The sequence below is a fragment of the Saccharibacillus qingshengii genome, from assembly GCF_013185195.1.
Classification (GTDB): domain Bacteria; phylum Bacillota; class Bacilli; order Paenibacillales; family Paenibacillaceae; genus Saccharibacillus; species Saccharibacillus qingshengii.
Window position 1 is genome coordinate 1 of sequence record NZ_JAAZWC010000036.1, and the last position, 20,430, is coordinate 20,430.

Here is a 20,430-nt window from a genome sequence, read left to right on the forward strand (position 1 = left end):
AGCGAGCATGTTCAAGGCTTTTTTAGCTTTAATTTCGATTCGGATCTGGCTTAAATAGGTTTGCGTACAGGCCCTAGCTTAACAGCTCTAATAATAATCTTTGGAGCTGCTTTCGCCGTATTGTACGAAAAATTCAAAAAAATCAGTTCATTCTGCTCAAGTTTCTATTACGGAAAAAGCACCTGTAACCTATCAAATGCAATCCATACACGCTAAAATGCCTTATTACGAAAACATTGATGCCGTTGCAGAAGAAGCAGAAATTATCATTTCTCCAAGTGGATCAGAGGAAATTTAATCTTGAAGAACCTCAGGCTGCAGAATTCTTCACTACAAATACGATCACTGATTCTCAAGACGATCCGCTAACGGCCGATCCGACGACAGGCAGGTCATGCGCGCGGCCGTTCAATCCGGCCACTTGTTCTTCCAGCTTTTTTTGATCGCCTTCCGAATCTCAATCCCCTCCTCCCTTTCCGCATTTCCCTTTCTTTTCCCATCAAACCTTCACCTTGTCGCTTATCGCGCCTACCGTATTGTACATTCAAGGCTTCGGGAGTCTCGCAAGGACCGGCTCTCGCCGCGAGGCGCATAACAAAAACGGCTGCCTGGCCCCTTGGGGCCGCACCCGTCTTTTCTGCGTGATTTCAGCTTCTTCGAGCTTTCGGCGCCCGGCCTCTTGCTCAACTTCCCGATGATACAATCTTACCGCCTTTTTCTCCAAACAAAGACGGAGAAGCGTCCGGTTTTCGTCCGATAAACGGCGGAGAAAAGACGATCTTTCGGCGGGAAAAGGAGAGCTGTCTGGGAACCCGCACCGCTGTGCAGTTTCTTATTTTTCCAAGCCATCCAAAGATGAATTCTCCGGGGCCGTCCTCTTCCTCCAAACCTGTTTCTTCATCTATATAGGAGTACTTAGACAACCGTTTGAACACGCTGCCGATAAACTTATTGCATCTGCCTACGATTTCTCTTAGAATTGTTTATTGTCAACGCGCTTGCCCTATGCTACTATATAGTGTATGTGATTATTGATTATTTTAAGAAGGAGTTGAAAATAAATGAAAAAAGGAATCCACCCGGACTTCCAACCCGTGATCTTCATGGACACGAGCACAGGGCACCAGTTCCTGAGCGCCTCGACTCGTAAATCCAACGAAACCGTAGCTTGGGAAGACGGCAACACTTACCCACTGATCAAAGTGGAAGTGAGCTCCGATTCGCACCCATTCTTCACTGGCAAACAGAAAATTCTGGATGCCGGCGGCCAAGTTGAACGCTTCAAAAAGAAATACAACATGTAAGCTCAAGTCCGCTAAGCGGACTTCTACGACCAGGCAGCGGATTTTTCCGACGCCTGTTTTTTTTCGCCTTTTTCGGGAAAACCGCTTCGCGGCAGCCTCCCTGCGTCTGATTCCCTCGTCAAAAAGCCGCGTCTCCCGAATCGGGAATCGCGGCTTTTTGGTTTTTCGGAGTCAGGGGCCTTGTGGGTTCGCTGCATCGGTCGTCGCTTATTTCGCAGGTTCGTCGGCATTCGTATCCTCTGCCGGCGGCGACGGTTCCGGCCAGGCAAGCTTATAGAGCGCCAGGAATCCTTCTTTGTCCGGCGTATCTTTGAGTACTTTCCATCCGTTTTTGCCTTTTTCCATCCGGATCGATCCTTTCATGGGCAGCGGATCCTGTTCACCAGAAAATACGAGGTCAAGCGTATAATCGAACGTAACCTGATCGATCTCCAATTTGATGCTTCTTGTCGTCATCTTCAGATTTTCGACAGTCAATTCCGAGTCTGTGCGGATCGCCGCTTCATAGGGCATATCGGCCGCCCGGTTCGTAAAATAATTCGACAAGAATTCTTTTTCCGCATACACGGACAATTCGGCATGACGTTGTTCGATCCAATCGAGCATGCTCTGTTCTCCCTGCCGAAACTCTTTTTCAAATACCTCTTTCTGAGCCTGGGTCACCGTCAGATCTTCGCGTTTGAAATTTTCGGCGACGGCCCGAGCCTGGGTCTCGGCTTCTTTTTCGGACTCGGCAGCCTCTTCTTCCGTCTGCCAGACTATGCCGCCTCCCGTCTGGACGCTGCCCGGGTCCGATCCCGGTGAGGCTTGGGTATACGCGGCTTTGGGCGTTTCCCCGTCCAGCCAACCTGCCGAGTTCGCTCCCCACAGACCCCCGAAAACGACGGCAGCCGCCAGAATAACGCCTCCTATTTGCTTGCCTCTGCGTTTGGTCGATCCCTGTGTATGTTCCATATCTGATTCCTCCTTGATTTTGCGCATCTGCGCGAGCGTGGGTTCCGTACTCATCGGCCCCGGCTCGCGCGCCAATGCTTCGTACCAATTCGGCCGACCGTTCTTCCCCGCTTCGTCTTCCCGGCGGTCTTCCGGCGTTTTGAATCGGTTCATCTGTGTTCCTCCTCTTTCATCATGCGATCGATCCGGCTTCTGGCACGCGACAGCCGTGATTTGTAGGTGCCTTCCGGTATGCCGAGCAGCCGGGCGCCTTCGCGCGCGGTCATATCATAGTGCGCTTCCAGCAGCAGCGTTTCGCGAAGTTTGTCCGGCAGACGGAAGACCAGCTCCCAGACTTTTCGCTCTCCCGCTTCGGCCAGGTACTCCTTCTCCGCCGAGGCCGCCGAAGCGTCCGGCTCGACCTCTGCCGACGGAACGACGCGCCGCATAAAAGCCGAGCGTTTGTGGTTGATATACGTGTTTCGCGCGATACGCATCAGCCAGGTCTTGAGCGAAGACTCGCGCCTGAATCCGTCCAGCGAACGCAGCGCTTTGATGAAAGTGTCCTGGGTCAGATCGTCGGCGGCGAAACGGCTTCCCGTCATGAAGAAGAGATACTTCCACACCTCGCCCCAGTGTGTGCGCACGACGGTATCCGGGTCCATGGCTTCCATATATCCGCCGGAACTTTCCTTCGGTTTGTCCATCTTCTCACCTCTTCTATACTTTATAGACAAGACAGAAGCGGGATCGTTCCCTTTTATGCCAAATAAAAAAGAAGATATCCGAAAAAGTTCTGCCGGCGCTTTTTTCCTATCTCCGCTTCTCCGGTTCGCGCTTTTTCCCTTCCGCCGCTTTGGCCAGCAGACCGTCCAGTTCAAGCATCCCCGTCGCCGACAGCATCAGCGCCATTTTGTAGAAAGCCGCGGTTCTTACCTTGACGTACGTATCCTTGCTGACCGGCGGATCGAATACATGGTTGTATACCTTGTAATCGAATACGTCATCTTGCTTCATATAACGTTCGCGCAGCAGCAGGCGTTCCCGCTCGTTCAGCCGCTCCACGATCCGCTCGATCCGTTCGCAGTAAGCGGCGCGGGCCGCGGGCATATCGACGTTGTACACAGCGGCGGCTGCGGTGGAATCGCTGAGCGTCCCCGTGAATCCGGAAGGCACTTCATTATAGGAAGAAGTAATCCGGGCTTCCCTTGCCTCGAATGTGATCGTTTTGTACATGCGGTATTTTTCCATGGCTCCCTCGATAGCGGCCTGGGTCTTGCGGCGGTCAAGTTTCGGCAGATCCAATGCATGCTCCATTTTCCTCTCCCCTTCTATTGTCTTTTGGCAACAAAATGATCAAAAAAATTCGTCTTCCGTTCTCTCTGTTCGCATCTTGTTCGTATTCTCATTTTAACCTTACCACATTTTTTCCAAACACGTAAAGAGACAATTGTCATTTCCGCCTTTTGGCAATATTTTGGCAAACACATTTACCCGGCACCGGATATTGGGTATATTAAAAAGAGATAGAATGCCTCAGAGCGATCGGCCAAATTGACGAAGCGAGGAAGGGTGCGCACATGGAAAACCGGTTCGGCAGTTATTTGAGACAGGTTCGCGAACGCAAAGGCTGGAGCATCAACCGCCTGGCTGGTGCCGCGGGCGTCAGCACGTCGCAGATTTCCCGGATCGAGCACGGGCTCCGCGGCGTCCCCAAGCCGCAGACGATCACCAAGATTGCCCAGGCGCTCGGCGTTTCGTACGAAGAAATGATGAATGAAGCCGGCTATCTGCACGATGCGCACGAGACTTCGGCTCCGGATTGGGCCACTTCCCGCGACAAGCGCGATTTCAAGAAGATGCTGGAAGAAGACGGCGAGCTGATGTTCGACGGCATTCCTTTGGACAAAGAAGACAAACAGCGGATCAAGGATGTACTGACCGGCCTGTTCTGGGAAGCGAAACAAATGAACAAACGCAGGAGTTAGAACGGCAGGCCGTTTCCTTGACTGTGCTGCGACAGACATTCCGCCAAAGGAGGACATGGACGGTGGACCCGATGAAGAAGCTCGTAACCCGCCTGATCTGCACCACCCGCACGACCGATCCGTTCGCCATGGCGGAAGCGCTCGGTATTCATATCCGTTACATGGATCTCGGCAAGTCGACCAAAGGTCTGTATTACCGCAAGCTGCGCAGGCGTTTTATCGTCATCAACGAACAGCTGCCGGAGGAATGGCGCAATTTCGTCTGTGCGCATGAACTCGGGCACGACCGTCTGCATAAAGGCGTTAACCGTTTTTTTATCGAAGAACATTCATTTTTCAGCGCCGGCAAGCTTGAACGTCAGGCCAACCGCTTTGCGATGCTTCTGCTGACCAGCGGTACGGAGCCGATTCCGGGCGAATCTTTTGAACATTTTCTGCTGCGGAGCGGCATTCCTGCGGATTGCGTTTATTTTTTTGCCCATTGATCGAACATATGTTCCAAAACCCTCATAATCGGACGTAGGTCAAATTAACCATTTCCAGTTTTTTATATAAAAAAGGTAATGTTGGAGGACTTTTTATTCGATAATAGAAAAGACGGCTTGGGCAGAGGCTCAATCCACAGATCCAAAAAACTTATTTATCGAAGGAGAAGATCATGATCCGACAAACAAGAGTGATGCGTACCCTGGCCCTTCTGCTGGCAATTGCCGTGATCGTCTTTCCGGCCCATGCATTTGCCGCTACGGGAGACGTCATCTCGATCTCGTTCGACGACACTGCAAAAAAAGAACTGGTAATCGGTCAGTCGGCAAAGCAGCTTAAAGTGTATGCCACGGTCGAAGGTTCCACTTCCAAAAAAGATATAACGGCCTCGGCAGTGTGGACTTCTTCGGACGAAGACGTCGCACAGGTAATCAAAGGTCTGGTCACTCCGAAATCCAGCGGAGACTCGATCATTACCGCCACTTATGAAGGTGCGATTGCTACGGTTGAAGTTTCGGCTTCCTACCCGTACACGAAACTTGCCCTCGAATCGGCCAAAAGCGGTACATACAAACTGGGCGATTCCGAAAGCGAATTGAAAATCACGGCCAAGCTCACGGGCGGCGAAGAAAAAGATACCGTTACCGATGTTACCGCGCTCGCAACCTGGACCAGCTCCAATTCGAACGTACTGACAGTCGAAGCCGGACAGGTTAAACTCGTCGGCAAAGGTACGGCTACCATTACCGCCAAGTACAAAGGACAAACCGGCACGTTCAAAGCCAGCGTCGAACTTCCGTACTCCTCCCTGGAGATCCGCGAAGCGGACACAAAGGTCTCGAGTCTGGAACTGCTCGTCGGCGATGAAACAAAACTGAAATCCGTCGCTCCGGCTGCCGGTGGCAGCGCCGAGCACGAAGTTACCGCGGATGCCGAATGGAGCACATCCAACGAATCGATCGTGTCCGTCGAAAAAGGCGTACTGACGGTCAAATCGGCCGGCAAAGCGACGATTACCGTTCAATACCTGGGCGTTACCGCGAGCTTGGACATTTACGTCCGTGCTCCGTATGAAGCGCTTCTGCTCGTTCCGTCGGAAGCGACAACCCTGTTCCTCGGGGAAACGATCGATATGAAAGCCGAAGTTCGCGACCGCGCCAACTCTTCGCTGGACGTCTCGGCACAGTCCAAATGGACATCGAGCAGCCTGCTCGCCGCAACAGTCGAAGGCGGCAAAGTAACCGCCAAAGCTCTCGGCAGCAGCACGATCAAAGCCGAATACGGCGGCATTTCCAAAGAAATCAAAATCACGGTCTATCCGACACTGAAATCGCTGGAGTCGTCCAAGACCGAAACCGAATTGTACAAAGGCGAATCAGAAGCTCTTCCAAAGATCAGCGGACTCAAGCTTGACGATGCCAAGCTCGATCTGAGCGGAGACGTCAAATGGAAATCCGGCGACGACGAAATCGCTTCGATCGAAAACGGCAAAGTGGTGGCCAAGTCGGCCGGTACGGTTACGCTGACCGCTTCCCTGCCGGAAGCGCCTTCCGTCAACACGCCTTCGGGCGACGTCTCGGTACGCAGCAAAACGGTCGAATTCAAAGTGACCGTCAACGAGAAGATCCTCGTCCTGATCGGTCCGGACGAATCGCTTAATCTGATCGTAGGCGAAACCTCCGCTCTTCCTACCGTTAATGCGGTCTGGGAAGACGGGCAGGAGAAAGACATTTCTTCCCTGATTACCTGGACGGTCAGCGGCGCCAATGCCGTGATCAAGAAAACCGACAAAGGCCAGGAGATCAAGGCGCTGCTCAAAGGCTCGGCTTCCCTGAAAGGCACCTACCTGAACAAGTCGATTACCGTACCAGTAAAAATCGAGCAAAAAATCACCAAAATCGTCGTGGAACCCACTTCGATCCAGCTGAATATCAAATCCAGCAAGTCGATCAAAGTGACCGGTTACTACGCGGACGGTTCCAAGGTTTCCCTGGCAAGCAAAGTCGGCTGGGAATCGTCCAACCCTCTGGTTGCTTCGATTGCGACCACGTCGGTAAAAGGGATCTCGGAAGGCACGGCTACGCTGAGCGGCTCTTACCAAGGTCAGGCCCTGAGTGTCGATGTCAGTGTCGTACCCAAGCTGATCAAATTGACCGCGGCCGAAAAGACGCTTAAATTGGCTCCGGGCGCATCGTCCAAAATCGTCGTGACCGCCGCTTTCGATACCGGTGCTGCGGCTGAAGTTGCCGCTTCGACAACATGGACCAGCTCGAAACCTTCCGTTGCTTCCGTCTCGGCAGCCGGACAAATTTCGGCACTTGCCGAAGGCAAGACGGTAATCAAAGGCAAATACGGCAATAAAACGGTCACGATCTCCGTTACCGTCAAGAAATAACCTGGACTTCCGTTCTTACAAAAAGTGGATGCTGCTCCTGCCGGAGCAAGCATCCGCTTTTTTTGTTTTCCTTATCCGATTTGCGTTGGATCTTTTGATCCCGGGCGGTTTTGCGAAAAATGATTCATTTCACTGTTTTCTCACAGCAGAACCTTCCCCTAATCTTGCAGGATATGAACGTATGGGACAACAACTCGGTCTTTATCCGATTCTCCGTTCACTCCGGCTTTCTGTTTGAATGACGGCGGCGGTCGACGCGGCGTTGTTCAACGGTATATTTAGGGGGATGAACGGATATGCAATTAGCCGGAAAAATCACAAGCGCCATTGTGAGTCTGTTTCTTGTCATCGGGCTGGCGGTCGGTCTGCTCGCTTACCGGGCGGCTTACGGTCAGGTCGACGAAGCGGTAGGAATCGAGCTGGTCGGCTGCGCCAACATCACGACGGGCTTGGTGGATGCGGCGGATATCGAAGCTCTGGCATCCGGCGGTACATCCAAGCTGGCCGATATTCAGAGTAAAATCGACTGGATTCACGATCACAAACCGATTTTTAAAGAAGCCTTTATCTTGTCGCCGGACGGAAAAATTTTGGCGGCCGACTCCAACTTGAGCGCACGCGGCTACAAAGCCGGTGATTCGTTTTACTTCGCCGACCCAGACCGCAAGATGGCTCTCTCCATGTCGCACGGCGTCTATTCAAAAGTCTACAGCTACGACGGCGTCGGCCTGAAGACCGGCTATGGGCCGATCTATTCGGGCGAAGGTCAAGATCGGAAAGTCGTCGCCCTGATGGCGATCAATTTCGATTCGTCGATTATCCGGGAACGTACCCTTTCCGTGTTCGAACTGCCGCTCCTGATCGGCGTACTGCTGCTCACGGCGGCTCTGGTGGCTGCTCACTTCATTATTCGCCGCATGGTCTCACCGGTCGTTCGATTGTCCGAACAGACCCGCCTGATGGCGCAGGGGGACCTCAGCTTGGACGAACTTCAGATTCGGGGGCGCGACGAGACGGCTCGTCTGGCCTCGGACTTCAACCGAATGACGCGAAGCTTCCGGGACATTTTGACGGAAGTTCGGGATAGTTCGCATCAGGTCGCTTCCGCTTCCGAACAGCTGACGGCAAGCGCGGGACAAACCGGAGAATCCGGCGAACAGGTCTATACCATTGCTCTCGAACTCGAAAAAGAATCTTCTCTCCAGCGCAGTTCCCTGGCCGAAAGCTCGGAACTGCTCGGGCAGATTTCTTTGTTCGCCGGACAGGTACGGGGGCGGGTTGAAGAACTGTCCAGCCGGGCTTCCGAATCGGAACAGCATTCGCGCCTGGCCGGAGGAGATCTGGAAGAAGCTTCGCTGCAGATGAACCGGACAAGCGAAGCACTGAGCCTGCTCAAAGGATCGATCGAAGATATGCGATCGCATTCGCAGGAAATCGGCCAGATCCTGGGCGTCATTACCGAGATTTCCGAAGAAACGCATCTGCTCGCATTGAATGCCGCGATCGAAGCCGCCCGGGCAGGCGAACACGGCCGCGGGTTTGCCGTCGTTTCCGACAGCATCCGCAAACTCTCGGACCGTTCCGGCTCTGCCGTCCGGCAAATCCATGATATCATCGGGTCCACACTGGTTCAGATCGAAGCGGCTGCCCAAGCCATGGCTGCGGTCTCTTCCGCAGCCAGTCAGGGGACGCGCACGTTCGCTTCCGCTTCCGAATCGTTTGGTACGATCCGCAGCGCCTGGTCTGATTCCCTGACAAGCGCGGATGCCGCGATGACCGATGTGAAACGCCTCGCGGAAGATGCCCATGCGGTAGCCCAGCGTATCCGCCTCAGCTCCTCTATTGCCGACGAAGCCTATGAGCGGGCTCAACGTTTGGCCGGCTCCTCCGGCGATCAGCACGCCTCCATGCAGGAGATCCAAGCTTCCTCCACGATGCTGTCGCATCTGTCCGAAAATCTGTTCACTCTGGTAGACCGCTTCAAGATCTGATCGCAAGCTTAATCCGAAATCCGCACCGAAGATAAAAAAGATTCAAAAAAACGCTGTTTTCCCTTGGTGTCCGGCAGGCGGACGGATCAGGGAAAACAGCGTTTTGGGATCGTCGGATAAAAAAGGGCAGATCCTTTACGATTTCACGGCACTTTTGCGGAGGGTTTCAAGACTTTCGGATTCTCCGGTGATCAGACGGAACGTGACGCTGTCGAGCACCAGCCCGTTGCCTACGGGTTGTCCGTTTACGGTTACCTTTATTTTTTTGAAGTCTGAATTTGTCGAGTACATATCGGTTCACTCCTGTTCAATAATTCGGAATAAGAAAACGCTCGGGAAAGCGTTGGTTTTTGTGTCGGGATTGGTATTTTACACGGAACTTCGGTACACTTAATGACGTACAATCCTTTGCGCAGTAAAGGACCGGACCGAGAATATTCTCCGGTGCCGCATCTTTTAATGTATACCCGGATCATGCGTCCATTAAACTTTTTGTCCACAAAAACGGACCTGTTCCGCTCTCTATACGACTCCCGAAATCGAGGTGACCGCCTGCCATGCGACATGGATTTTTCCGTATTTTGCGCAAATCTTTTCCCGCCGCTCTCCTGCTTGGTCTCCTTCTGCTTCCTGCAGGCCGCGAGGCCAAAGCCTGGGAACCTTTCGACAATTTCGTCAACGGAATCGAAATGTTCGGCGAGCTTCCGAGCGAAGTCAACGAACTTCGTCAAAGTTATAATGAGACTGTCACCCAGCTGGAAGACGCCAAGTCGGATCTCCAAGCCTATCGGGACGACATGGAGACCTACCGGGCACAAATCACCCAATTGAACGAACAAAACGAGCGGCTGGATGAACAAAACAAACAGCTGCAGGACACCGTCGCCCTGCTGAATAAAGCCCAGCAGGAACGCGATCAAAGCGCCAAGACGATGAAAATCGTGATTTTCGTGTTAATCGGATTGTTCGTCGGTTACTTCCTGCTGATTCGCGTGCTGCGTCTCGGACTGCGCGGCAGACGATGAACGGAGGAATGGCATGAACATTACCCATGAACAGTCCGGCGATTCGTTCGGCGCGCAAGCGTATACGTTCGAGTTGGGCGAGCATGATACGGCGCATGTGCTGCATCCGCAGCAGGTGATCGCGTACCGCGGCAATCCGAAACTTCGAAGCGATCGCCTGCTCGAGATCAGCCGCATGATGCGCAAACGCAAGCTGATCCGCGCCGATTTTCGCGGCGAATGTGCGTTTACGGCCGTTCTCCCCGCCGGATTCGGCCTGCAAACGCTCCACATAAGCGGCGGCAGCGACATGCTCTACGACTTCCGCCAGCTTTTTTTCTACACCGAAGGCATCGAGATGAAAAGCCGTATCCTGAAGCTTAAGAATATGCTGATTACGCAGGACGCGATCAAAATGAAGTTTTCCGGCGAAGGACAGATCGGCATTATGACGCAGGGGACCGTTTTTCAGGTCGAGCTGCATGAGAAAGAACCGCTCTACGTCAACGCCGGCAGTATCCTCGCTTATCCGGAAAATGCACGACTCGATCTTGCCGTTTACGGCAACCATCTGGCTAGTCAGCATATGAATTATCATTGGAAAATGACCGGCCGCGGCCATGTGCTTCTTCAAGCCGGCGGCACCCGCAGCCAGGAGCTTCGCGAGCATATGGAAGATGACGGCTTGGTGAAACGGATCCTGCGTGAAGCAATCCCCTTCGGGAATGTATTTATTAAATAGCTTTGAACATTCCCAACCCGCGACTTGATTCACAGCTTTGAACGCGGACGGGTTAACCGCGGTTAAAGGTTTCCAGCAAACGATTCCAATCCGATGTTCAAAGCTTGGCTTCTTCGAATCCAATCGGCTTATATTCAGGTCAAACCCCAAAAAGCCGCCTTTTCCCCGTTACCCGGAAAAGGCGGCCTTTATTTTTTAACCTTCAATCAAGCTTCGTCGTCGGCCCCGTTCTCCGCATCCTCTTCGCCTTGAGGCTCCATCGTATCCCAGGCCGCATCCACCAGCTTGTCAAAAGCTTCTTCGTCGTTTTCGATATGTTCTTCAAACGCCAGAATTTCTTCTTCCGGCCCCGGCTGCTGCAGGAAATGCAGGCTGTATTCCCACAGGTTACCGTTTTTGCTGTAGATCGTCAGTTCGTAAGGTTCTTTATGTCCTTCGACTTCCGCTTCCACTTTGCCTTTGTAGCTCTTGTCTTCCATCCGTTCCATGCGGGCAGTCAGGATCTTGATGTTCATCGTTCGGTAGTCCTCCCTTTATCGTCGATCTAACTCGGTATGAATCTTCCCGCTACTCCAGCAGGCTGGAGATCGACTGCAGACGCTGGGCTTCGCTTTGTCCGGCGGCCACGCGGGCAGGCTCGGAGTCCGTACCGCTTCCCTGCATCAGTCCCAGACGGTCGCTCATCTTCTGGTTGATTTCCGTCATGCGTCCGGTCTGTTCCGTCGCGGACTTGATAATCGTACGATTCGACTGCTCGTACAGATCCATGGCCGTGAACAGATCGCCCATCGCGCGTTCGACCGCTTCAAGCTGCATAGCCGGCTTACCCAGCAGTTCGTTCGTTTTTTGCGTCGTTTCTTTTAGCATGCGCGAGTTCTCTTCGAACATGTTCTGCAGCGTCTGATTGGCCGTATTGACCGCTTCGATCGTCTCCATCTGATCCTGCAGCGCCATGGCGATCATGGCCGACACGGTGATGAGATGCTGAGTCTTGTCAATCGTCGCGTCAACGGAATCGATCAGTTTGTCATTATTGTCGTTGATAATATCGGTACCGGCAATGGCCTGCTGATACAGCAGAATCATCTCGGTAAACGACTGGATACGCGTGACGACTTTACGAAGTCCGCGTTCGAGCGTCGGTTTGCGGCCCGCGTTTTCGGGCTTGGCGATCTCTTCCTCGAACAAAGCTTTGAGGCGGTTGCCCATCGCGATCCGCATCTGCAGATTGTAGACTTCCTCGATAGATGTACGCTTGAGATTTCGCATATACGCCATATTTTCTTCCAGCGTATCTTTGCCGTTGCGCAGCGACATGACGATCGCATCGACATTCGTTTTGACCGATTGGTATTTGTAAATATAGTTTTTGAGCGGGGTCTTGCGCATAATCTTATCGAAAAAACCGACCTGTTTGCTCTTGCTGAGCGAGTCGATCTCGGTACGCAGCCGCAGGATATTGTTTCCGACTTCGGAACGCTTGCCGGCGACCATATCGTTGACCGGGCGCTGCAGCATCTCCAGCGATTGGCCCGCTTTTTCCATCGTGCGCTGGCCCATCCGTCCGATCTGGTCCATCAGTTCGTCGAGCTGCATATTGTCGGTGTTGGCGACTTTTTGAATAACCTGCTTCGCTTCCTGTTCGACCTTTTCCATATCGTTCTTTTTCAGTTCAACCGAAAGATTCGTAGACATGAATAGTCCTCCTTTGGCGATTTGCCGTTAATCCGAAGTCCGGTAACGCTGTTGAATCAGATCGACACGGCTTTGCAGTTCGATCAGGTCGCGATGCTCGATCGTCTCTACGTACAGCGACAGCCGGGAATTGATATCCTTGATTCCGTCCAGCAGCAGGCGGCGGTTCTTGCGCTTGGCTTCGCCGCTGAGCTTCAGGAACGGATTGATCGCGCCGTTCAGATCCTTGAACACCAGACGCTGAATATTATGGTTGATCTTGCTGTCATTGATTTCTTTGAGCTGTGGAATGAGGCGGGAAATGCGGGCCAGCAGCGAGATCGTTTTCTCGACGATTTCGTCATCCAGCGAGTTTTTCTGACCTTCGGAAATGATCATTTCTTCGATCACCGAGATATACTCGTGAACCGGATCCCACATTTCGTCGGCTTCCGATTTCGGCTTCGGGGCTGCAGCCGGGGAAGCGGCGGCAGGAGCCGGAATCGAAGGGGACTGCACGGCGTCGTATGCCGCCCGTCTGCGTTCCTGTTCGCCGCGCGCTGCCGCTTCTTCGCGCAGCCTGCGCTGCACCGCTTCGTCGACGGCCGGAATGCCGGTCCGTCTTCCGCTCGGCGGAAGCACTTCCGGCTGCGGCCGGGACTGCGGCGATACCTCGATCGGAAGTACCTTGGGCTTGCTCCGCTTAAAAGCACCGATACTGAGCAGCACCGCTCCTCCGGGAATAAGCATGGAAATCTCTTCCGGCAGAATCCCCTGCGAGACGAAAGCAACCGCACAGCCGGCTATAAAGGCTGTAAGAGGCAGCCCGAAACGTTTCATGTAATCGATCATGCTTGAACACCTCCAGCTTGATAGCAGAACACGAACCCGCTATGCCGGCACCCGCGTCAAAGGTCGGAAATAACCGCTTTGCCGCGAACTTGATCCAGCCTGACGGCCTGCTCCACGTAACTTGCCTTGATGCCGAACTCCGGCTCGGGCGGCCGGCACTCTTCCCCGAACGCCGCTTTGACCGCGAAATACGGGAAATTGACACCCGATAGACAGGTAATATACAAACCGCCGGACATGCGCGGATTGATTTCGAGCAGTTTGGGAACACCTTTATTGTACTTCACCTGAACGTTAAAAGCATAGGGAATGCGGCAATTTTCCGCGATGCGCCGCGACAGGGCGAGCAGTTCTTCCGAGTATTCGAGCTGATACACGCGCCCTTCGGACTTGAGACGCGGAACGGCCGTCAGCAGGTTGCCCGCGGCGTCCGCCAGGCAGTCGATACTGTATTCGTCGTCTTCCAGCATTTCCATCACCATCAGGTCGTCGAAGCTTTCCACCGAAGACAGCGTCCGATAGGCTTCTTCGTACGTGGTCTCAAGCGTCACCCAGCCGTACAGTTCTTCCAGCGGATCGCCGGCTTCTTCCTCGATGATCCGGAAGCCCATGCCGCCTTCCGCTTCGGTCGGTTTGAAGCAGACTTTCTCGCCTTCCGCCCGCAGTTCCCGATAAGCCTGTGCGAACTGTTCGGCCGTGCGAACGACCCGGTAATTCGGAATCTCCACGATGCCTTTGCCTTCGAGCGAGCGGTAGAACTTTTCTTTGTTCATCATGTTCTCCAGCAGTTCCATGTCGCTGCAGACCATTACGCGTGTGCCGATCTCTTCGAAACGCCCGATATGCCGGGCAATCAGTTCCATATGCAGGCGCGGAATAAACAGGTCGATCCCGTGTCTGCGGCAAAAGTCCAGGCAGAACTCGATATAGGCTTCGCCTTCGACTTGGGGTTCGGTTTCTTTGACATCGCAAGCACTCAGCGAAACGTGGTCGATACTCGGATGCGTGCCGTAGAATTCGAACCGCTCTCCGTCTTCATTGTTGCGGATCAGGTTCACATAATGGTAAGCGACCGAGAACCAGCGGTTCAGCCATATTTTTCTCATCGTTCATCTTCCTCTTCGGCGTTTTGGCACAGCGATGTTTAACGGAATTACGGGATACTACGCGGGAAAAGCCTGTTCGGTTTCGTTCAGCGTTTGTCGGCAGACGGAAGGTCGGTCTCCGGAACGGGCAGAGCGAACCATTCGGCGATCTTCGCGATCAGATCTTCAGCCGCTCCCATACCGTCCCGCTCGGTGAACGAATAGACTCCCGATTCCATATGTGCCGCATAAATTTCTCCGTGCCGCGGCACGATCGCGTAATCGGCCGCTTTGAGCAGGCTTTCGTCCAGCAGCGAGTCGCCGGAAGCGGCGATCCGCTTCGCGCCGGACAACTTTTTGACATACAGCAGACCGTCTCCCTTGCTTACGCCGTCCGGCACCAGATACATCTTGCGCCCCTGTACCGACAGATTCCAGCGCATGCCGGCGAGTTCTGTGCGGAACTCTTCGACGGCGTCCAGCGGCATGTTGTCCCGGTCCAGAATGATCGAATAGAACAAACTGTCAGAATGCCGGTAAGACTTGACCCACTCCGGCGAAGAGATACGTCCGAAGGCTTCGATCACTTTCTCCGCATGTTCGCTGCGCGACAGCGCTTCGGCCACATGCCGCTGCCAATCCGGATCCGGAACGCCGTCCACCAGCACGTTCCCTCCGTTGCTCGTCACCGCGTACTTCGGATTGAACGTTTCCCGAATATAGAAAATCCGCTCGTACTGCTCGATCGTCCGCGTCGTGACGGGCACGAACAGCGTCGTCTTCGCAAGCTCCGCAAGAAGCCTTGCCGCCTCGGGCGACATGAACGAAATGTGTTCGCCCTGATACAGTTCTACGGGAATGATGTCGGCGGACTCGAAGCTTGCGCCCATCGCTTTTTTGGAATAGATCAGGGTCCGGTCGAGATCGCTTGCGAAAATCATGGCGTGCCTCCGTTCAGGGGTTTGATAATACCGCAGCAGGAATACGTCAGGCCCGGATAGACCTCGACCGGAACGCCGCGATCTTCGGCCAGCAGCAGAATATGGCGCAGATGCGGATTATCGAGCCGGTCGACGAGAATCTTCCACGGTACGCGGCGCAGCAGCACCCGCGTTGTCTCGCCTACGCCCGGTTTGACCAGATTGACGTCTTCGATCCCGTAATCCTGCTGGATGCGGGCGATGTCTTTCATGCCCTGCCAGCTGGAGACATTCGCTTCCGGCAGCTGCTCCAGCTTCGCGGCTTCGAGCAGCGCTTCGGCTTGAATTTCTTCGTAATAGCCGCTAACCCGGTCGACGAACAGATTGGAGACGTCGTCTTCGAGCCATTCTTTGTAATATTTCGCTCCGTGAAAATCGTTCGGTCCAATCAAATCTTCGCGCAGCACGGTGCGGCTCATCAGCCCGGATACGGTCGAATTCAGGCAGGCGCTCGGGATCAGGAAATCTTCGCGCGTGCCGAACGTTTCCGAGCAGCGGCCCGGATCGGCCAGTACGGCCAGGTCGTCGTCGAGTTCGATGCCGTATTTGGCGGACATGGTCTCACGGGCGTCTTCCAGTACTTTGCGGATCGCGCCTTTGCCGGTCCAACCGTCGACGAACTGGATGCGGCGTCCGGGATTCTGCTGCCGCATATACAGGACCGCATTCTCGTCGATGCCTTTGCCGCGGATGATCGAGATGCTGTAATGCGGCAATTCCGCTCCGTATACCTGGCGGAAATAACGTTTGATCAGAATGCCGATCGGCGTGCCCGCGCGGGCAAGCGAAGCAAGCACGAAGTCGGTACCGTGACGGGCTCTCAAGCGTTCCGAGACGATGCCTGCGGCAAGCGATACGTCTCTCGCCGTCGCATCGAGCGTCTCATGGAACAGCGCCAGATACTCGGGCGTCGGCCGGTATTCGACCGGCAGCATCTCCGAATAATGTACGCCGCCCTGGATCGCTTCTTCGCGGTCTTCGGTCGGACGTTCCAAATGGACATCACTCAGATCCTTCAGCAAAAACACAACGTCTTCCGGACTGTAGCTGCCGAGCTTCTCGGGGACTGGAAGCGGCTGTGAAGTCAGCGTATCGTTCGACATATTTAGTTTCCTCCTTGTGGGTGGGCACGACCTGGCCTGCCTGCGACAGCCAGATGCAGGACCGGAATTCCCGTATGCGCCAGAGCGTCAAGCAGCGGCTTCAGATCTTTTTCAAGCGGCATACGTTCCAGGAAAACGAAAATCTCGTCGTACGCACCTTCCGGCACGTTATAGAAGAAATTCGCGACAGCTGGATCATCCGGCGATGTATGCGGAAATGCGCTTCGAATAGCATAGCCTTCTTCGTCGAGCACATGGATCGGACTGCGCGTACTCGACTGGTACCGAACGCCCTCGCCCAATTCCGCGGCGATCCGCATCGGCACATACATAAATTCCCCCGTACCCATACACAGCGTGCGGCTTCCCGTACGGCTGTTCGCCAATTCCGCGGCAGCTTCCCGAACCTGACGATCCAGCGAGGCATTGTCCGCTTCGCGCATCCCGAACCGTCCGGTCCACTCGAGATACGGACAATCGGACGTCCGGCCGGACAGATCGGCGGATACGGCGTCCAGATGACTGAAATAAGAAGAGAGATCGTGCCGAATCAGCTTCGTCCCGTTTTCCGCACGCGCTTCCGGCGCAGGCTGCGTCAGACGTTCAACCGGGCCGCCCTCGACTTCGATCTGTCCTTCGATCAGCGAGATCGTCTCGATCGCGATCCCAAGCTCCGCTTCGAGCTCATCGAATCGCAGACGGTCCGCTTCCCCTCGCCAGTCCAGCAGGCTTGCGACAACGTAGCGGCGGCGCGGATGTTTGCTCTGCAAATCGCGGATGATATTCAGCGCGGTATTGCCGGTCGTCACTTCGTCGTCCACCAGCACGACCGTATCTTCCCCTTCGAAAAAGGAAGCTTCTCTCGCATAGCAGCGGTGTGCCGTCGCATGCGAATGTTCTTCTTCGAAACTCAGCACGGGCTGCTTGCCCACCAGTTCTTCGCGTGTCGTATGCAAAAAGCGCGTGTCTCCCGTGAAACAGTCGTACATGGCATGTCCAAGCGCAGTCGCCGTCTCCGCAAACGCGATAAACAACGCCGGTTCTTCGACCTGCAGCTTGTCCCCTTTGAGCCGGGCATACAGCTGACGGGCCGATTCGTCATCGCCCTGAAGCGCTTCGCAGACTTCTTCCAGACTGTAAGCGCCGGCATCTTCAGCCGCCTGCCTGGATCCACCCCGCACCGATTCCGCGCTGCGGCGCTGCCACAGCAGGGCCAGCGCTGCTCCGCCGAGCAGCGAAACATGCGGATCGACCGGAATATGCTTGCCGAGAATCCGGCTGACGAACAGGAAGCTTCGCTTCTTGTTGATTCGCGCCGCCATCCGGAACAGATGATCGGGATGCAGGCCCAGCGGATTGGAGGTCAGACGGACTTTCACCGTTAATCCTTCGGGCATGTCGTAGACGTACGCATCCGGCTGCTTGGAATCTTTCTTATCGAACGAGTAAGGCAGTGAAGTTTTGGTTCTCATTGAGCACCCCATAGATTTCCGAACGGATCATGATACGCCGCGCCCAATTCAGGTGGGGCTTGATCTCGTTCATTTTGTTGTCGTATCCGCTCTTGACGACGCCGATCTCGCCGCCGCTGCTGGCGAGAATATGCGAAGCGTCGATATATTCTTCGTGCGTGACCGTATACAGAGCCTGAACGGGGCAGATGTGAGTCGGATGAATGATCGTTTTGCCGACAATGCCATTCTCTTTGTCCAGTTCCACCTCGCGAATCAGACCGTCCACATACTTGTTGATGCACTGCATGCGCAGCAGCAGTCCTTCGCGTCCCGCCGTTTCCTGAAAAGGCGTCTCGCGCAGTTGGGGTTTGAGCACGCGTTCGCTCTTGAAATATTCCCAGACCGGACCCGAAATCACATAACCGTCGTGCGCCCGTCCGAACAAGTTGACGATATCCGCGACGCAATCGCGAATGACGCCGATATCGTAAATAGTCATATCCGGTTTGCGGCGCAGTCCGAACAGACTGGAAAAATCGGTTGCTCCGATGCGTACATTCAATATGTATGGACGATGCCGGTCCAGCAGCCGTTTGATTCCGAGCAGCGTCTCTCTGCGCGTCTCCGCGTAAATGATCTCGGGACTCTCCAGAATCGGCATACCGTATAGAACCGGGCTTCCCGCAGAGCGTGTCTCGTTATAGGTATGCAGCAGCTCCAGGTAACGTTCGCCGAGAGGCACATCGAACTTCGGGAAGACGAGTCCGGTCAGACGAATCACTGCTTCGCCGAGAAGTTCAAGGATCCGCTTCGCCTGGTCCGGTGTACGGATCCGGATAAAAATCAGCGGCAGCGACTCCGGATCGATCTTCCCTGCGCAGCTCCAATCATTCAGCTTGCGAATCTGCGAGACGAGTGAAAGTTCCGCTTCTTCCAATCTGAGATCGCCGACGGCGTCTTCCAGATCGATAACCACGGAGGTGAGCCCGACGTGTTTGCCGGTACTCAAATTCTGCGCGATATCAGGCCGGGTTGCGGGCATATACAAAGCCGCTCCAAGCGCATAGGCCAGAAGGTCTTTGTCGGAGCGGTTGCAAAAAGGTGCGGGAGCCAGGTGGAACAATTTCTGGGTTTCTTCCACCTCTAAATAATCGAAATAACGCATGGTCTTTCCTCCCACAATATTGAGTCCATTTCCTGGCAGATCTTTCATGGATAAATCCGGTGCCGCCTGCCGCTTTGGCAAAGTCAAGGCAAATTTTAAAAAACTCCGCCGAACGGAGAAAAACGTTCTGCCCGTTGTCCGTGCTTGCGAATCGCCGCAGACACTACGAAGCAGGAAGCCTTTCTCCATGTGCGGAGGAATAAGGTAGGTTGGAAGCAGGCTCTGCCGCAAAAACCGACCGCATCCCTGCAAAAGAAGCGATGCGGTCGGCTGCGTAGGTACGACTGCGGGACAGCGTTCACACACCCGAACGATGTTCCCGGCGCTGGCGAACCAGGCTCAGCAGAATCGTACCGACAAAAACGGCAATGAGCAGCGGGAAGAAAATTTCCTGCGGCAGTTCGTAATCGAATACCGCGGCCGCAATCATTTTCAAACCGATGATCGTAATCAGAATAAAAGCGGCCCGTTCCAGTTCAGGGAACTTTTCGAGCAGTTTGAGAAACAGTTGGGCGACGCCCCGCATCATCAGGACGCCGATCATGCCGCCAAGCAGAAGCACCCAGACTTCCTGGCTGACTCCGAAGGCCGCCAGAACGCTGTCGATACTGAACGCAATATCCATCAGCTCGACGGCAAGCACCGTGCGCCAGAAACCGTAATGGTTTTCTTTCGCGTCTTCCGTGTCGTCCGTTTCGGGTTTGCGCCCGATCGACGGGATGAGCGGCAGACCTCCGACCCGGTTCCATCGCAGCTCAAGTCCAAACAGATTGCTCATGGCAATCCAGAGCAGATAGAGACCTCCGATGATTTTGACCCAGGTGATCTTAACCAGGAAGGTCCCGACCCCGATTGCGACAAACCGGAACAGGTACGCGCCGATAATTCCGTAGAACAACGCTTTTTTACGCTGATTGGGCGGCAGATGCCGGACCATGACAGCCAGGACCAGCGCGTTGTCGGCAGACAGCAGCCCTTCAAGAATGACGAGCGTACCGATCACGCCCCAAGTTGCCGGTTCGCTCAGAATCGCGCCGATATGTTCCCATTGAAAGTAACCGGCAAAATTGCCGAAGAAACTCTGAAAAAAATCCGCCATGATTGCTCTCTCCTTCAAGGCGGTTCAGAGGCGGCCTGCTGCGGAGACTGCGGGCATTCGATGCGGGCAGAGACCGGATACGCCGCAGGCCCGTTTCGTTTCCGAAAGGTCTGCGGCGTATCCGTACAGGACGGAACGAACCGTCGTACGGGTCTGGAATAATAAATCAGGAAAA

Annotated in this window: 20 protein-coding genes; 7 read left to right on the top strand and 13 right to left on the bottom strand. The window is 54.4% G+C overall.

Going from position 1 to position 20,430, the window contains the following annotated elements; all coding sequences use genetic code 11:
- The first annotated feature begins 1,061 nt into the window (after positions 1–1,061).
- Positions 1,062–1,304 carry a type B 50S ribosomal protein L31 gene (locus tag HRQ60_RS21045; RefSeq protein WP_172199869.1) on the top strand — a complete coding sequence of 81 codons (243 nt, stop codon included), beginning with the start codon at positions 1,062–1,064 and terminating at the stop codon, positions 1,302–1,304.
- 207 nt (positions 1,305–1,511) lie between these two features.
- Here the strand turns inward: HRQ60_RS21045 and HRQ60_RS21050 are convergent, their stop codons facing one another.
- The 3 genes from HRQ60_RS21050 to HRQ60_RS21060 form a co-directional block, all read right to left on the bottom strand.
- Positions 1,512–2,411, bottom strand: a complete 900-nt coding sequence (locus HRQ60_RS21050; protein ID WP_172199872.1) for a hypothetical protein — start codon at positions 2,409–2,411, stop codon at positions 1,512–1,514.
- Positions 2,408–2,944, bottom strand: coding sequence for an RNA polymerase sigma factor (locus HRQ60_RS21055; RefSeq protein WP_246281426.1), 537 nt, complete (start codon positions 2,942–2,944; stop codon positions 2,408–2,410). Before HRQ60_RS21055 ends, HRQ60_RS21050 begins: the two co-directional genes overlap by 4 nt.
- A gap of 106 nt (positions 2,945–3,050) precedes the next feature.
- The gene (locus tag HRQ60_RS21060; RefSeq protein WP_172199875.1) at positions 3,051–3,554 is read right to left on the bottom strand and encodes an ArpU family phage packaging/lysis transcriptional regulator; all 504 of its coding nucleotides are present in this window, start codon (positions 3,552–3,554) and stop codon (positions 3,051–3,053) included.
- A 263-nt stretch (positions 3,555–3,817) separates the two neighbouring features.
- On the opposite strand from HRQ60_RS21060, the gene HRQ60_RS21065 reads away from it, so the two are divergent.
- The 4 genes from HRQ60_RS21065 to HRQ60_RS21080 all read left to right on the top strand — a co-directional run bounded on the left by HRQ60_RS21065 (position 3,818) and on the right by HRQ60_RS21080 (position 9,097).
- On the top strand, positions 3,818–4,225 hold the full coding sequence (locus tag HRQ60_RS21065) for a helix-turn-helix domain-containing protein (RefSeq protein WP_172199878.1): 408 nt from the start codon (positions 3,818–3,820) through the stop codon (positions 4,223–4,225).
- 71 nt (positions 4,226–4,296) lie between these two features.
- The gene (locus tag HRQ60_RS21070; protein ID WP_172199978.1) at positions 4,297–4,710 is read left to right on the top strand and encodes an ImmA/IrrE family metallo-endopeptidase; all 414 of its coding nucleotides are present in this window, start codon (positions 4,297–4,299) and stop codon (positions 4,708–4,710) included.
- 173 nt (positions 4,711–4,883) lie between these two features.
- Entirely contained in the window at positions 4,884–7,106 is a 2,223-nt protein-coding gene (locus HRQ60_RS21075) for an Ig-like domain-containing protein (RefSeq protein ID WP_172199881.1), read from the top strand.
- Positions 7,107–7,402: 296 nt separating this feature from the next.
- On the top strand, positions 7,403–9,097 hold the full coding sequence (locus HRQ60_RS21080) for a methyl-accepting chemotaxis protein (protein ID WP_172199884.1): 1,695 nt from the start codon (positions 7,403–7,405) through the stop codon (positions 9,095–9,097).
- A gap of 135 nt (positions 9,098–9,232) precedes the next feature.
- Here the strand turns inward: HRQ60_RS21080 and HRQ60_RS21085 are convergent, their stop codons facing one another.
- Positions 9,233–9,388, bottom strand: a complete 156-nt coding sequence (locus HRQ60_RS21085) for a hypothetical protein (RefSeq protein ID WP_172199887.1) — start codon at positions 9,386–9,388, stop codon at positions 9,233–9,235.
- 266 nt (positions 9,389–9,654) lie between these two features.
- Between HRQ60_RS21085 and HRQ60_RS21090 the strand changes: the two genes are divergently transcribed.
- Both HRQ60_RS21090 and HRQ60_RS21095 read left to right on the top strand, forming a co-directional pair.
- The gene (locus HRQ60_RS21090; protein WP_172199890.1) at positions 9,655–10,122 is read left to right on the top strand and encodes a hypothetical protein; all 468 of its coding nucleotides are present in this window, start codon (positions 9,655–9,657) and stop codon (positions 10,120–10,122) included.
- Positions 10,123–10,135: 13 nt separating this feature from the next.
- Positions 10,136–10,843 carry an AIM24 family protein gene (locus HRQ60_RS21095; protein WP_172199893.1) on the top strand — a complete coding sequence of 236 codons (708 nt, stop codon included), beginning with the start codon at positions 10,136–10,138 and terminating at the stop codon, positions 10,841–10,843.
- A 206-nt stretch (positions 10,844–11,049) separates the two neighbouring features.
- Here HRQ60_RS21095 and HRQ60_RS21100 read toward each other — a convergent pair whose 3' ends face one another.
- From HRQ60_RS21100 to HRQ60_RS21140, 9 genes are all read right to left on the bottom strand, one after another.
- Positions 11,050–11,358, bottom strand: a complete 309-nt coding sequence (locus HRQ60_RS21100; protein WP_172199896.1) for a hypothetical protein — start codon at positions 11,356–11,358, stop codon at positions 11,050–11,052.
- Positions 11,359–11,410: 52 nt separating this feature from the next.
- Positions 11,411–12,538, bottom strand: coding sequence for a toxic anion resistance protein (locus tag HRQ60_RS21105; protein WP_172199899.1), 1,128 nt, complete (start codon positions 12,536–12,538; stop codon positions 11,411–11,413).
- Positions 12,539–12,565: 27 nt separating this feature from the next.
- Complete coding sequence (locus tag HRQ60_RS21110) at positions 12,566–13,369, bottom strand: hypothetical protein (protein ID WP_172199902.1); 804 nt, start codon at positions 13,367–13,369, stop codon at positions 12,566–12,568.
- Between the two features lie 56 nt (positions 13,370–13,425).
- Positions 13,426–14,475 carry an ATP-grasp domain-containing protein gene (locus HRQ60_RS21115; protein WP_172199905.1) on the bottom strand — a complete coding sequence of 350 codons (1,050 nt, stop codon included), beginning with the start codon at positions 14,473–14,475 and terminating at the stop codon, positions 13,426–13,428.
- Positions 14,476–14,561: 86 nt separating this feature from the next.
- Positions 14,562–15,395, bottom strand: a complete 834-nt coding sequence (locus tag HRQ60_RS21120; protein ID WP_172199908.1) for an HAD family hydrolase — start codon at positions 15,393–15,395, stop codon at positions 14,562–14,564.
- A complete protein-coding gene (locus HRQ60_RS21125) occupies positions 15,392–16,537 on the bottom strand; it encodes a cysteine protease StiP family protein (protein ID WP_172199911.1) in 1,146 nt (381 codons plus the stop codon). The genes HRQ60_RS21120 and HRQ60_RS21125 overlap by 4 nt, the downstream gene beginning before the upstream one ends.
- 2 nt (positions 16,538–16,539) lie before the next feature.
- Entirely contained in the window at positions 16,540–18,009 is a 1,470-nt protein-coding gene (locus tag HRQ60_RS21130; protein ID WP_246281427.1) for a phosphoribosyltransferase family protein, read from the bottom strand.
- Positions 17,972–19,156, bottom strand: coding sequence for an HpcH/HpaI aldolase/citrate lyase family protein (locus HRQ60_RS21135; protein ID WP_172199914.1), 1,185 nt, complete (start codon positions 19,154–19,156; stop codon positions 17,972–17,974). The genes HRQ60_RS21130 and HRQ60_RS21135 overlap by 38 nt, the downstream gene beginning before the upstream one ends.
- A gap of 298 nt (positions 19,157–19,454) precedes the next feature.
- Entirely contained in the window at positions 19,455–20,258 is an 804-nt protein-coding gene (locus HRQ60_RS21140; RefSeq protein WP_343044780.1) for a TerC family protein, read from the bottom strand.
- Between the last annotated feature and the right edge of the window lie 172 nt (positions 20,259–20,430).

Excerpts from the sequence above, each read along its gene's own strand:
- HRQ60_RS21095 (WP_172199893.1), top strand. The coding sequence starts at position 10,136 with ATGAACATTACCCATGAACAGTCCGGCGATTCGTTCGGCGCGCAAGCG.
- HRQ60_RS21055 (WP_246281426.1), bottom strand. The coding sequence starts at position 2,944 with ATGGACAAACCGAAGGAAAGTTCCGGCGGATATATGGAAGCCATGGAC.
- HRQ60_RS21105 (WP_172199899.1), bottom strand. The coding sequence starts at position 12,538 with ATGTCTACGAATCTTTCGGTTGAACTGAAAAAGAACGATATGGAAAAG.
- HRQ60_RS21070 (WP_172199978.1), top strand. The coding sequence starts at position 4,297 with ATGAAGAAGCTCGTAACCCGCCTGATCTGCACCACCCGCACGACCGAT.
- HRQ60_RS21050 (WP_172199872.1), bottom strand. The coding sequence starts at position 2,411 with ATGAACCGATTCAAAACGCCGGAAGACCGCCGGGAAGACGAAGCGGGG.
- HRQ60_RS21100 (WP_172199896.1), bottom strand. The coding sequence starts at position 11,358 with ATGAACATCAAGATCCTGACTGCCCGCATGGAACGGATGGAAGACAAG.
- HRQ60_RS21130 (WP_246281427.1), bottom strand. The coding sequence starts at position 18,009 with ATGAGAACCAAAACTTCACTGCCTTACTCGTTCGATAAGAAAGATTCC.
- HRQ60_RS21125 (WP_172199911.1), bottom strand. The coding sequence starts at position 16,537 with ATGTCGAACGATACGCTGACTTCACAGCCGCTTCCAGTCCCCGAGAAG.
- HRQ60_RS21120 (WP_172199908.1), bottom strand. The coding sequence starts at position 15,395 with ATGATTTTCGCAAGCGATCTCGACCGGACCCTGATCTATTCCAAAAAA.
- HRQ60_RS21075 (WP_172199881.1), top strand. The coding sequence starts at position 4,884 with ATGATCCGACAAACAAGAGTGATGCGTACCCTGGCCCTTCTGCTGGCA.
- HRQ60_RS21085 (WP_172199887.1), bottom strand. The coding sequence starts at position 9,388 with ATGTACTCGACAAATTCAGACTTCAAAAAAATAAAGGTAACCGTAAAC.
- HRQ60_RS21060 (WP_172199875.1), bottom strand. The coding sequence starts at position 3,554 with ATGGAGCATGCATTGGATCTGCCGAAACTTGACCGCCGCAAGACCCAG.
- HRQ60_RS21090 (WP_172199890.1), top strand. The coding sequence starts at position 9,655 with ATGCGACATGGATTTTTCCGTATTTTGCGCAAATCTTTTCCCGCCGCT.
- HRQ60_RS21110 (WP_172199902.1), bottom strand. The coding sequence starts at position 13,369 with ATGATCGATTACATGAAACGTTTCGGGCTGCCTCTTACAGCCTTTATA.
- HRQ60_RS21080 (WP_172199884.1), top strand. The coding sequence starts at position 7,403 with ATGCAATTAGCCGGAAAAATCACAAGCGCCATTGTGAGTCTGTTTCTT.
- HRQ60_RS21135 (WP_172199914.1), bottom strand. The coding sequence starts at position 19,156 with ATGCGTTATTTCGATTATTTAGAGGTGGAAGAAACCCAGAAATTGTTC.
- HRQ60_RS21115 (WP_172199905.1), bottom strand. The coding sequence starts at position 14,475 with ATGAGAAAAATATGGCTGAACCGCTGGTTCTCGGTCGCTTACCATTAT.
- HRQ60_RS21045 (WP_172199869.1), top strand. The coding sequence starts at position 1,062 with ATGAAAAAAGGAATCCACCCGGACTTCCAACCCGTGATCTTCATGGAC.
- HRQ60_RS21065 (WP_172199878.1), top strand. The coding sequence starts at position 3,818 with ATGGAAAACCGGTTCGGCAGTTATTTGAGACAGGTTCGCGAACGCAAA.